The following is a 12,365-nucleotide window of genomic DNA, read 5'->3' as shown; positions in this document are numbered from 1 at the left end:
TTCCTGTGTGGGTAAGGATAACTCTCGTCTGTATAAAACTGAAAGCTCCACCAGGTTATCAACTGGTATAAACAGCCAGATCAGAAATAATCATCTGATTTTAAACACTATAATATCCAGGAATCTACATTGACTCAAAGTTACCCACAGATTCGACACCTGGGGATAATCCAGGGGGTAAGAATTTAATCCACGGAATCTGGCCTCCCTACAAAAACATCATCTTTTCTTTTATATAATATTATTATTAATGAGAGAGTGAGACGCGCAGAACGCAAAGAACAGGTAAACCCATGAGTGATTTCCTTTACGACTGGTATCTCTGGATCAAGATTGGTCACATTTTCTCTGTCATCGCCTGGATGGCCGGTATCTTTTATCTACCCCGTCTGTTTGTCTATCATGCAGAGAGCGTGAAACACGGCAGTGAAACGGACGAGTTGTTTCAGACGATGGAACGTCGCCTTCTTTATGGCATCATGAGCCCGGCAATGACCGCAGTCTGGGTATTTGGGCTGCTCTTGGCATTTACCCCGGGAATTGTTGACTGGTCTGCCATATGGCCATGGACAAAGTTTGCATCGATCTGCGTCCTGACCTGGTTTCACCATTGGCTTGGCTATCGTCGGAAAGACTTTATGCGCGGAGAAAACAGATTTACGGGGCGTCAGTACCGTATGATGAATGAACTGCCGACGCTGTTTCTTGTGATAATCCTGATTTCTGTCATCGCCCGCCCGTTCTGAGGATTTGACTCAGCTGATGAATTCATACTAAAAGCGTCGCGACCCGCCGTCCGGCGTGTATTTCCATACCTGTGATTCCATTGTGCCCCTGATGGCACCCCATGAGACGTCTTCTTCTATGTCCGATACCGATCTGTCCGCTGTAACTGCGACCACCGGCACCCTTTCTTTGAAAGAACTGAAGGCCACTGCGCCGAAAGACCTGCTGCCGCTCGCAGAAGAGCTTGAGATTGAAAACGCCTCCACAATGCGCAAGGGCGATATGATGTTCGCCATTCTGCGTGAACGTGCGGAAGAGGGCTGGGAAATTTCCGGTGATGGCGTGCTTGAAGTGGTTCAGGATGGCTTTGGCTTCCTGCGATCCCCTGAGGTGAACTATCTGCCGGGTCCGGATGACATCTATGTATCGCCTGATATGATCCGTAAATATTCCCTGCGCACCGGTGACACAGTCGAAGGCGTTATTCAGGCACCACGCGAAGGCGAAAATTACTTTGGCCTGACGGCAGTAACAACGATCAACTTTGGTGATCCGGCAAAAGCGAAACACAAAGTAGCCTTTGAAAACCTGACGCCGCTTTATCCTGATGAACGTCTGAAGATGGAGATCGAAGATCCGACCATCAAAGACAAATCTGCGCGCATCATCGATCTGGTTTCCCCAATCGGTAAAGGTCAGCGTTGTCTGATCGTTGCGCCGCCACGTACCGGTAAAACCGTTCTGCTGCAAAACATCGCGCATTCCATCGAAGCAAACCACCCGGAATGCTATCTGATCGTTCTGCTGATTGACGAGCGTCCGGAAGAAGTCACTGACATGCAGCGTTCCGTGAAGGGCGAAGTTGTATCTTCCACCTTTGACGAACCTGCGACACGCCACGTTGCTGTGTCTGAGATGGTGATTGAGAAAGCAAAACGTCTTGTGGAACACAAACGCGATGTTGTGATCCTGCTGGATTCCATCACGCGTCTTGGCCGCGCCTTTAACACCGTTGTGCCGTCCTCAGGTAAAGTTCTGACAGGTGGTGTCGATGCGAACGCGCTGCAGCGCCCTAAGCGTTTCTTTGGTGCTGCCCGTAACATCGAAGAAGGTGGCTCCCTGACCATCATCTCTACCGCGCTGATCGACACTGGTTCACGTATGGACGAAGTGATCTTTGAAGAATTCAAAGGGACTGGTAACTCGGAGATCGTTCTGGATCGTAAAGTGGCTGATAAACGCGTTTATCCTGCCATCGACATCCTGAAATCCGGCACCCGGAAAGAAGATCTGTTGGTGAATGCGAAGGACCTTCAGAAAACTTATGTTCTGCGCCGCATCCTGAACCCGATGGGCACCACAGATGCGATTGAATTCCTGCTTGGTAAACTGAAACAGACTAAATCCAACGGTGAATTCTTTGACTCAATGAATGCGTAACGCATTTTATTGAAATAAAACAAAGGTTTAACTATGGATACCATCTTTGCACCCGCCAGCGGCCGCACAAAAGCGGGCGTTGCCGTGATCCGTATTTCCGGGCCACGGGCAGGGCAGGTGCTGGATGAACTCTGTGGTTCTCGCCCTGTCCCACGCGTCGCCGCGTTGCGTGAATTGCATGGTCAGGATGGTCTGTTAGATCAGGCCCTGGTTATCCTGTTTGAAAAAGGCGCAAGTTTCACCGGCGAAGAGGTGGTGGAACTGCACTTACACGGTTCACAGGCTGTGGTGTCTGCCGTTTTAGCAGAACTTTCATCTTTTGACAGTTTGCGTATGGCTGATCCTGGCGAATTCACCCGCCGGGCGCTGGAAAATGAATGCCTTGATCTGGCGCAGGTTGAAGGCCTGGCTGATCTGATCGATGCAGAAACAGAAGCACAACGAAAACAAGCGCTGAAAGTTTTGTCCGGTGCTTTGGGTGATGCAGCCTCTGGTTGGCGTACCGATCTGATCCGTGCAGCAGCCCTGATCGAAGCCACCATTGATTTCGTTGATGAAGAAGTCCCGGTGGATGTGTCACCAGAGGTCACAGATCTGATCACAAAGGTTCAGGCAGACCTGCATGTTCAGCTGTCAGGAATTGATGTTTCGGAACGCATCCGCGATGGTTTTGAGGTCGCGATCATTGGTGCGCCGAATGTCGGGAAATCAACACTGCTTAATGCGCTTGCCGGGCGCGAAGCTGCGATCACATCTGAATACGCCGGCACGACCCGTGACGTGGTCGAAGTGCGCATGGATCTGGCGGGTCTTCCCGTGACCATTCTGGATACAGCGGGTATTCGCGACACCGAAGATCATGTTGAAGGCATCGGAATTGAACGCGCGAAATCCCGCGCTGCTGATGCCGATGTTCGCGTCTTTCTTCTGGAAAGTGATAACGATGATCACGGCGTTGAATTTGTCGATGGCGACATTCAACTGCGTGCGAAATCCGACCTTCATGAAAATCTGCCCAATGCGATTTCCGGTAAAACCGGGGCAGGGGTGTCAGAACTGGTTTCTCATCTGCGCGAAGAACTGCTGAAACGTTCTGCTTCGGCCTCTATCGCAACGCGCGAACGGCACCGGATTGCGATGCAACGCGCGATGTCCTCTATGGAATCAGCTCTGTTTGAGTTATCTTTAGGATCTGAGCGGTCCGAACTGGCTGCGGAGGAATTGCGAACAGCGATCCGCGCACTTGATGCTTTGATCGGACGCGTCGATGTTGAAAATCTTCTGGATGAGATTTTTTCAAGTTTCTGTATCGGAAAGTAGCCGATACCCCGAATGGAAGGAGTGTTTCACGTGAAACATTTTGATGTGATTGTCGTTGGCGGTGGCCATGCCGGTTGCGACGCAGCGCTTGCCGCTGCCCGTGTTGGTGCGCGAACCGCGTTGATTACGCTGACAGAAGACGGCATTGGTGTGATGTCCTGCAATCCGGCCATCGGTGGTCTTGGTAAAGGCCATTTGGTCCGCGAGATCGACGCACTTGATGGTGCAATGGGACGTGTCGCAGATAAAGCTGGCATACAATTTCGACTTTTGAACCGTCGTAAGGGCCCTGCAGTTCAGGGGCCACGTGCGCAAGCCGATCGCAAAATCTACCGCACAGAAATGCTGGCAGAGGTCAAAGCACAGGCCGGGTTGTCGATTGTTGCAGGTGAAGTCGTTGACCTGATTATGGATCAGGGGCGCGCAAAAGGTGTTGTGCTTGAAGATGGCTCTGAAATCACCGCTGGTGCAATTGTTCTGACAACCGGCACCTTCCTGCGGGGCATTATCCATATTGGTGACGTCTCTTACGCCGGTGGCCGGATGGGCGATCGCCCCTCTGTGCGTCTGGCCGAACGGATTGATGAATTTGGTTTTGATCTGGGCCGCTTGAAAACTGGCACGCCACCGCGCATTCGATCGTCTTCGATCAACTGGGATGGTCTTGTAATGCAGCCGGGTGATGATGATTCGGTGATGTTTTCCTTTATGTCTAAGGCGCCGCTTGCCCGACAGATCGCTTGTGGGATTACGGAGACCAATGAAAAAACCCATGACATCATTCGCGAGAACCTGGATCGTTCCGCGATGTATGGCGGGATGATCGATGGGGTAGGGCCCAGGTACTGCCCGTCCATTGAAGATAAAATCGTGCGATTTGCGGATAAGACGTCGCATCAGATATTCCTTGAACCAGAAGGTCTGGAAGACGACACAGTTTATCCGAACGGCATTTCGACGTCACTACCTGAGGACATTCAACTTGATTATGTGCGGTCTATCCGTGGTCTGGAACAGGCTGAAATCCTGCAACCAGGTTACGCGATTGAATATGATTATGTTGATCCGCGGGCATTGAAAGAAACGTTAGAAACTTCAAATGTTCCGGGCCTTTATCTTGCTGGCCAGATCAACGGAACAACAGGTTATGAAGAAGCAGCCGCGCAGGGGCTTGTTGCCGGGATGAACGCGGCACGGGCCGTGCTTGGGAATGACGCGGTGACTTTCAGTCGATCTGAAAGCTATATCGGTGTGATGATTGATGATCTGATCACGCGCGGCGTATCTGAACCGTATCGGATGTTTACCTCTCGCGCTGAATTCCGTCTTTCCCTTCGTGCCGACAACGCAGATCAGCGGTTAACCGGGAAGGGCTTGCAAGCAGGTCTGGTTGGTGAAAAACGCCGCGTTGCCTATGAGAAAAAGATGATGGCCTTGGAGGCTGCAAATACAGTGTTGAAATCTATGTCTGTCACGCCGAAGCAGATGAAAGAGGCCGGAGTGGCGATGAATCAGGATGGGGTTCGTCGGAACGGCGTCGAACTATTGGCGTTCCCTGGTATCAATTTTGAACTTCTTCGAACCCTGGAAGATGGATTGTCTGGTGTTGAGCCTGAAATTGCGTCCCAACTTGAAAAAGATTCCCTCTACGCCAGTTATATCGAACGGCAGAATGCAGACGCCCTGGCGTTGAAGCGGGACGAAGAAAAGAAAATTCCCGATGATTTCGATTTTTCTGCACTTGAAGGATTGTCGAACGAACTGAAGTCTAAGTTTGAACGTTATCGACCTAAGTCCATTGCTCAGGCAAGCAAGATCGAAGGTATTACGCCTGCCGCATTGATGCTTATTCTGGTGAAATTACGTCAGAAATCGGAGAAACGTGCAGGATGAATAGTGCATCAGAGTTTGAGAAACAGGTAAATGTTTCACGTGAAACATTGGCACGGCTGGAAGCATATGCTGCGCTTCTGTGTAAATGGAACCCGGCGATCAATCTTGTTGCAAGATCCACGCTGGATGACCTTTGGTCCCGGCATATGTTGGACTCGGCACAGATATTGTCCTTGGCTCCAAAAGATACCACATCCTGGGTTGATCTTGGATCGGGCGGCGGTTTCCCCGGGCTTGTTGTTGCCGCGATGGCACTTGAAACACACCCTGATCTGCATGTGACACTTGTTGAAAGTGATCAGCGTAAATCGACTTTTCTGCGCACGGTTATCCGAGACCTGGGATTAAATGCCAAGGTCGTCAGTAGGCGAATTGAGGATGTATCTGATATTCAGGCTCAGGTGATTTCCGCGCGGGCGTTGGCATCGTTGGGCCAACTATTTGACTGGTCTGAAGCCTTCCTTTTGCCAAAATCAGTTTGTATTTTTCTAAAAGGTGCAACGGTAGAAAAAGAAATACGCGAAGCACTTGCATCATGGAGCTTTGTCGCAGAAAAATTTACGAGTAAAACAGATTCTCAAGCGACTATTCTTAAGATCGGAGAGATCCAACGTGTCTGATCCTACACGCCCGAAGGGGCCGAAAATCATTGCCGTGACCAACCAGAAGGGTGGGGTGGGGAAAACCACAACGACCATCAATCTGGGGGCTGCATTGGCTGAGATCGGCAAACACGTGCTTTTGGTGGATCTGGATCCACAGGGCAATGCATCCACTGGCTTGGGGATTGACGCAGAACAACGTGATGTCACAAGCTACGAATTGCTGACGGGCGAAGCAGAGCTACAAGACGCAATTCAAAAGACAGAAGTAGACCGGCTTTGGATCATTCCGGCAAATACCGACCTGAGTTCCGCTGATATTGAACTATTCTCAAATGAAAAACGCAGTTTCCTGCTGCATGATGCATTGCGTCAGGTGGCGATAGATGGCTGGAAATTTGATTATGTTTTGATTGATTGCCCACCGTCGCTGAACCTTCTGACCGTCAACGCAATGGTTGCTGCACATTCCGTTCTTGTACCGCTGCAAAGTGAATTCTTTGCTCTGGAGGGGCTTTCACAATTGATGCTGAGCGTGCGTGAAGTACGTCAGACGGCAAATACGAGCCTGCGGATCGAGGGCGTCGTCATGACGATGTATGACAGCCGGAACAACCTGTCACAGATGGTTGAGAAAGATGCGCGGGACAATCTGGGTGATCTGGTGTTTGATACAGTGATTCCACGGAATGTGCGCGTCTCAGAAGCGCCATCTTATGCTTTGCCGGTTCTGGAATATGATAGCAATTCACGCGGAAGTCAGGCGTATCGCGCGATGGCAAAAGAGCTTGTGAAGAGAAATACAAAAGTAAAAGAAACGGTGGGGGCGTAAATGGCCGGTAAAAACGAAAGACGTGGGTTGGGTCGTGGCTTGTCTGCACTGATGGCAGATGTGCAGCCTGAAGAAACCACTGCGGTTGCTGCTGCGCCTGCTGAAGCGCGTTCAGATCGGAAGGTTCCGATTGAAAAGCTTCATGCAAATCCCGATCAGCCACGCCGGACCTTTACACCAGAAGAACTGGAAAGCCTGTCACAATCCATCGCGGAAAAAGGGGTTATTCAGCCACTGATCGTGCGGAAATCCCCGAAAGGTGATGACAGCTACGAAATCGTTGCGGGTGAACGTCGCTGGCGCGCATCGCAGATGGCGAAGCTGCATGAAGTGCCCGTGGTTGTACGGGAATTCAGCGATATCGAAGTGCTGGAAGTTGCGATCATCGAGAACGTGCAGCGTGAAGATCTGAACCCACTGGAAGAATCTTTGGGGTATCGTGCGTTGATGGACCGCTTTGATCGCACCCAGGAAGAGATGTCTAAGGCCCTGTCTAAGTCCCGCAGTCACATTGCAAATATGCTGCGCCTGCTGAACCTGCCCGATGACGTGCAGGAATATCTGCGTGAAGGAAAGCTGTCAGCAGGTCATGCACGGACGCTGGTAGGGCAGGAAAACGCGTCGGCGCTTGCGATGCAGGTGATTGGGAAAGGCCTGTCAGTTCGCGCGACAGAGGCCTTGGTAAAATCCGTAAGTAAGCCCAAAGCTGCACCAAAAGCCCGGGTTGAGAAAGACGCTGACACCAAAGCGCTGGAAGGCGAACTGTCTGCAAATACCGGGATGAAGATTGCGATTGATCACAAGGCCGGTGGTGAAAGTGGCCAGGTGACAATTAAATACAGCAACATGATGGATCTGGATAAACTGTGTAATCTGCTGTCGCAGTGATCAGCTGTTCGGGCGGGTCCAGATGAAGATCAGCACTGTGCTTAGCACCACGGCCTGAATCATGATCACAACGGTTTTCACCCCGAGGACCACAGACAAAAGAAATACGGCGGCGATGGAAATCGTCGCCATTTTTTTGGCCAGTGAGCTGATCGCGCCATGATCATTCCAGTCCTGGATCGAGGCACCAAAGCGTGGGTGGGTGATCAGCCAGTTGTGCAGGCGTTCTGAGGATTTCGAAAAGCAGAAGGTCGCCAACAGCATCAGGGGGACAGTTGGCAACAGTGGAAGAAACGCCCCGATCACACCCAGTGTGAAAGAGAGCAATCCGCCGATAAGCCAAAGAGTACGCATCTAGTCCTCCAGCAATTTTCGCAGAATTGCATTAAGAAGAGGACGGCCCTCTGGCGTGGCTTTCAGGCGGGTTTCATCGACGGAAATCAGGCCATTCTCGCGCAATTCATTGATGGATGAGGCATTTGGCGAAAACGAGATCGATGAGAGATGTTGTATTAAAATACCACCATGTAGGCGAAGACCCATAAGTAGGCGTTCAACATATTGATCTTGTTCACTTATTTTATCTCGAACACTTTCCCCAGAGCGATTTGCGGAAACAGAAGAAAGCCACGAATTCGGGGCTAAATGGGTCTCGGTCGCATATTTTTCGCCATCTAGCGTAAGTCGCCCGTGGGCGCCTGGCCCAATCCCCGCGTAGTCACCGTAGTTCCAATAAATCAGATTGTGCCGGCTTTCCTGTCCGGGGCGGGCGTGATTGGAGACCTCATAAGCAGGCAGGCCTTTGTGATCACAAATTTCCTGCGTGGCAAAATACATATCAGCGGACAGATCTTCGGAAGGAAGCCCGCGCAAGCCGCCCTTGGCGAAACGATCGCCAAACGCCGTGCCGTCTTCGATGGTCAGCTGATAGAGAGACAGGTGATCAGGTTCCAGATCAAGCGCACGGTTCAGTTCTGCCTGCCATTCAGGCAGAGATTGATCCTGACGCGCATAGATCAGATCAAAGCTGACGCGATTAAATGTGTTGCACGCGGTTTCCAGTGCGGTCATGGCCTCGGATACCGAATGCAGACGGCCAAGCTTTTTCAGGTCGGGATCATTCAGGGCCTGGATGCCGATCGAAACACGGTTCACACCCGCATCCCGGAAACCCCGAAATTTGTCCGCCTCTATCGAGGTGGGGTTGGCTTCCAGCGTGATTTCGCAATTGTTCGACAGGTGCCAGGTTTCACGCACACGCGTCAGAATCCGGTCCACCAGGCGCACAGGCATCAGGCTGGGTGTACCACCCCCGAAAAACACGGAATCAAGCACACGCGGGCCTGTTTCACGACCTACGCGGTCAATTTCAGCCAGAAACGCAGTCTCCCATGCGTCCATGTCGATTGACGCAGACACATGAGAGTTAAAATCGCAGTAAGGGCATTTTGAGGCGCAGAAAGGCCAGTGCAGGTAAAGACCGAAACCGGCCTGTTGCCAGCTTTCTGTCACGAGAGGTCACCAAAACAGCCATCCACCAGCAGGCGGAAGGCGGCGGCGCGGTGGGTAAGGGGAGCCTTTTCTTCGGGCTTCATCTCGCCAAAGGTCACATCATGACCCTCTGGCTGAAATACCGGATCAAAGCCAAACCCGTTCTCCCCGCGCATTGGCCAGACAACCTGACCCTCTGCACGTCCTTCAAAGATCTCATCATGTCCGTCGGGCCAGGCGATGCACAGCGTGCAGACAAACGCAGCTTTGCGTGGATGCGCGGCGTTCTTATCGTCCAGAAGGGTCTGAACCTTCGTCATTGCCATGACAAAATCACGACCATTGTCGGTTTCGGCCCAGTCCGCAGTGTAAACCCCGGGTGCGCCATCCAGCGCGTCCACCATGATGCCACTGTCATCCGACAGAGCAGGCAGGTCTGAGGATTTGGCCGCGAAATGGGCCTTGATGCGGGCGTTACCGGCAAATGTATCTTCGGTTTCATCTGGCTCTTCAAAGCCCAGATCACCTGCGGATTTCACATTGATACCAAAGGGTTCCAATAGCTTTCCGATTTCACGGATCTTGCCCGCGTTGTGGGAAGCCACGACCAGATCATTGCCGGTAAATTTACGCATTACTTCACCGCTGCCAGTTGGGCTGCGGTCAGTTCAGCCACGCCTTTTTCCGCCAGATCCATCAGCTGGTTCATCTGATCGCGCGAGAAAGTAGAACCTTCGGCGGACATCTGAATTTCGATCAGTTTGCCAGAACCTGTCATGACAAAGTTGCCGTCAACGCCAGCTTCGGAATCCTCGGGGTAATCCAGATCCAGCACAGGTTGGCCCGCATAAATACCGCAAGAGATCGCGGAAACCGGATCAATCAGCGGATCAGATACGATATCGCCAGCTTTCAACAGTTTGTTTACAGCCAGACGCAGGGCAACCCAACCGCCGGTGATCGCCGCACAGCGTGTGCCGCCATCGGCCTGGATCACATCACAATCGACGGTGATCTGACGTTCTCCAAGCGCGGAACGATCCACGCCAGCACGCAGGGAGCGACCTATAAGGCGTTGAATTTCCTGAGTTCTTCCGGACTGCTTGCCCTGGGCAGCTTCACGACGCATGCGTGTGTGTGTGGCGCGTGGCAGCATGCCGTATTCCGCAGTGACCCAGCCAAGACCGGTGTTGCGCAGGAACGGCGGCACGCGGCTTTCAAGCGATGCGGTACACAGAACATGTGTTTCGCCCATTTTGATCAGGCAAGAACCCTCTGCATGGCGGGTGACGTTGGTTTCAATGGAAACGGAACGCATTTCATCAGTCTGACGGCCAGAAGGGCGCATAATATGATCCTTTTTTCTGTTGTGTTCTGATAACTTTTGAAGGGGCAAAAAAGCAAGGTGTGATTGACCTTTCTGCGTCTTCGTTCTTAATGAATGCAGCATTACAATAGGCCCACTATGACAGATCAAAGCCCGATTCTGGATGAGTTAAACGACCGTTCCCGCGAGGTATTTCGCCGGGTTGTGGAAAGCTATCTGCATGATGGTGAACCTGTCGGTTCTCGCACACTGACCAGGACGTTAAGCGAAAAGGTGTCTGCCGCGACGGTTCGAAATGTGATGCAAGATCTTGAATTTATGGGACTTCTTGATAGTCCTCATGTGTCTGCAGGACGTATTCCAACGCAGCAAGGTCTGCGTATGTTTGTTGATGGCGTCATGGAAATGCGTGATGTTTCGCGCGATGATCAGGATAAGATCAACGCAACTGTGGGATCCAATCAGAAAGACGTTGGTGCGATTCTGGGGAGTGTTGGTAAGGCGTTGTCCGGGATCACTCGGGGCGCAAGTCTGGTGCTGACGCCAAAGCACGAAGCCCCTGTAAAACATATCGAATTTGTTCATCTTGGTCAGGATCGTGCGCTTGTGGTGTTGGTGTTTGCCGATGGTCATGTCGAAAACCGCGTGTTCCAGCCGCCAGCGGGACAAACGCCAAGTTCTATGCGTGAGGCGGCCAACTTTCTGAATGCCCTGGCAGAAGGACACACGCTGTCTGAACTGCGAAATCGGGTAAAACACGAGATTACAACGCGCAGACAGGAAATTGATGTCCTGGCGCGGGATCTGGTGGAGAACGGCTTTGCCCTTTGGGAGAATGAAGGCGAAAGTTACGAACGGCTGATTGTACGGGGGCAGTCTAACCTGTTGGAAGAAAGTGGAAACTCTGAGGATCTTGAGCGCATTCGCAGCCTGTTTGACGATCTTGAACGCAAACGTGATATCGCAGATTTCCTGGAACTGACCGATACGGGCGAAGGTGTGCGCATTTTTATTGGCTCAGAAAACAAACTATTTTCACTTTCGGGTAGCTCTTTGGTGGTTTCTCCTTATATGAACTCTGACCGGAAGATTATCGGTGCGGTTGGTGTGATCGGCCCTACACGGCTGAACTACGGGCGCATTGTTCCGGTGGTAGATTACACAGCACAGCTTGTCGGGCGGATGATTTCTGATAAAAGCTGACGCTGGCGAAAAGGTGAAGACATGGCTGACATGAAAAAAGACGACTTTCTGGATGACATCGCTTCGGCAGAGGCGGATGTGTTTGGTGATGACCAGGTGGACATCATGGAAGAGGCCCTGAAAGAGGGCGGTTCTGTTGAGATGAACGCAGTCATCGCGGAACGTGATGATTATAAAGACAAATTTATGCGCGCTCTGGCAGATGCAGAAAATGCGCGTAAGCGGTCTGACCGCGATCGTCGCGAAGCAGAAAACTATGGCGGGTCTAAACTGGCGCGCGATATGCTGCCGGTGCATGACAATATGAAACGCGCCATGGAAACCATGACCGAAGAACAGCGTGCAGCCAATGCCGGCCTGTTTGAAGGGATTGAACTGACCATGCGTGAACTTCTGAATGTCTTTGAAAAACATGGCATTAAGCGGATTTTACCAGAAGTTGGTGACCGTTTTGACCCACAGCAGCACCAGGCAATGTTCGAAGCACCGCTGCCAGGCACAAAAGCCGGTGACATCATTCAGGTGGCGGCAGAAGGTTTCATGTTGCACGATCGTCTGCTGCGTCCGGCGCAGGTTGGGGTTTCCTCAACACCAGCATAAGATTTCGGGGCGCTCTGGCGCCCCTTTTCTTTAAAAAGTTTAA

General features: G+C 51.7%; 13 protein-coding genes. 9 read left to right on the top strand and 4 right to left on the bottom strand.

The features are described 5' to 3' along the window. Positions 1-293 precede the first annotated feature (293 nt). The 7 genes from hemJ to H1D41_RS10105 all read left to right on the top strand — a co-directional run bounded on the left by hemJ (position 294) and on the right by H1D41_RS10105 (position 7,701). Complete coding sequence (gene hemJ, locus H1D41_RS10135) at positions 294-746, top strand: protoporphyrinogen oxidase HemJ (protein WP_228848795.1); 453 nt, start codon at positions 294-296, stop codon at positions 744-746. A 118-nt stretch (positions 747-864) separates the two neighbouring features. Then, the gene (gene rho, locus H1D41_RS10130) at positions 865-2,166 is read left to right on the top strand and encodes a transcription termination factor Rho (RefSeq protein ID WP_107497915.1); all 1,302 of its coding nucleotides are present in this window, start codon (positions 865-867) and stop codon (positions 2,164-2,166) included. Between the two features lie 33 nt (positions 2,167-2,199). Beyond that, entirely contained in the window at positions 2,200-3,486 is a 1,287-nt protein-coding gene (gene mnmE, locus H1D41_RS10125) for a tRNA uridine-5-carboxymethylaminomethyl(34) synthesis GTPase MnmE (protein WP_228848794.1), read from the top strand. A gap of 21 nt (positions 3,487-3,507) precedes the next feature. After that, positions 3,508-5,379, top strand: a complete 1,872-nt coding sequence (gene mnmG / locus H1D41_RS10120) for a tRNA uridine-5-carboxymethylaminomethyl(34) synthesis enzyme MnmG (protein ID WP_228848826.1) — start codon at positions 3,508-3,510, stop codon at positions 5,377-5,379. Continuing rightward, positions 5,376-5,999, top strand: coding sequence for a 16S rRNA (guanine(527)-N(7))-methyltransferase RsmG (rsmG, locus tag H1D41_RS10115; RefSeq protein WP_228848793.1), 624 nt, complete (start codon positions 5,376-5,378; stop codon positions 5,997-5,999). Before mnmG ends, rsmG begins: the two co-directional genes overlap by 4 nt. Continuing rightward, positions 5,992-6,813 carry a ParA family protein gene (locus H1D41_RS10110; RefSeq protein WP_228848792.1) on the top strand — a complete coding sequence of 274 codons (822 nt, stop codon included), beginning with the start codon at positions 5,992-5,994 and terminating at the stop codon, positions 6,811-6,813. The genes rsmG and H1D41_RS10110 overlap by 8 nt, the downstream gene beginning before the upstream one ends. Beyond that, entirely contained in the window at positions 6,814-7,701 is an 888-nt protein-coding gene (locus H1D41_RS10105) for a ParB/RepB/Spo0J family partition protein (RefSeq protein WP_107497757.1), read from the top strand. On the opposite strand, the gene H1D41_RS10100 is transcribed toward H1D41_RS10105, so the two are convergent. From H1D41_RS10100 to rph, 4 genes are read right to left on the bottom strand one after another with little or no spacing between them, the layout of a single operon-like run. Then, complete coding sequence (locus tag H1D41_RS10100) at positions 7,702-8,055, bottom strand: YbaN family protein (protein ID WP_228848791.1); 354 nt, start codon at positions 8,053-8,055, stop codon at positions 7,702-7,704. Further along, positions 8,056-9,213, bottom strand: coding sequence for a radical SAM family heme chaperone HemW (gene hemW / locus H1D41_RS10095; RefSeq protein ID WP_228848790.1), 1,158 nt, complete (start codon positions 9,211-9,213; stop codon positions 8,056-8,058). Beyond that, a complete protein-coding gene (gene rdgB / locus H1D41_RS10090) occupies positions 9,210-9,827 on the bottom strand; it encodes an RdgB/HAM1 family non-canonical purine NTP pyrophosphatase (RefSeq protein ID WP_228848789.1) in 618 nt (205 codons plus the stop codon). The genes hemW and rdgB overlap by 4 nt, the downstream gene beginning before the upstream one ends. Beyond that, complete coding sequence (gene rph / locus H1D41_RS10085; protein ID WP_228848788.1) at positions 9,827-10,540, bottom strand: ribonuclease PH; 714 nt, start codon at positions 10,538-10,540, stop codon at positions 9,827-9,829. The genes rdgB and rph overlap by 1 nt, the downstream gene beginning before the upstream one ends. A 117-nt stretch (positions 10,541-10,657) precedes the next feature. Here rph and hrcA point away from each other — a divergent pair, with 117 nt between their 5' ends. Both hrcA and H1D41_RS10075 read left to right on the top strand, forming a co-directional pair. Beyond that, entirely contained in the window at positions 10,658-11,722 is a 1,065-nt protein-coding gene (gene hrcA / locus H1D41_RS10080; protein WP_107497762.1) for a heat-inducible transcriptional repressor HrcA, read from the top strand. Between the two features lie 21 nt (positions 11,723-11,743). Next, complete coding sequence (locus H1D41_RS10075) at positions 11,744-12,322, top strand: nucleotide exchange factor GrpE (protein WP_228848787.1); 579 nt, start codon at positions 11,744-11,746, stop codon at positions 12,320-12,322. Positions 12,323-12,365: the final 43 nt, after the last annotated feature.

The organism is Halocynthiibacter styelae (assembly GCF_016123485.1).
Classification (GTDB): Bacteria; Pseudomonadota; Alphaproteobacteria; order Rhodobacterales; family Rhodobacteraceae; genus Halocynthiibacter; species Halocynthiibacter styelae.
The sequence above is the reverse complement of the archived record's forward strand: the minus strand, read 5'-3'. Positions and strand labels throughout refer to the sequence as shown.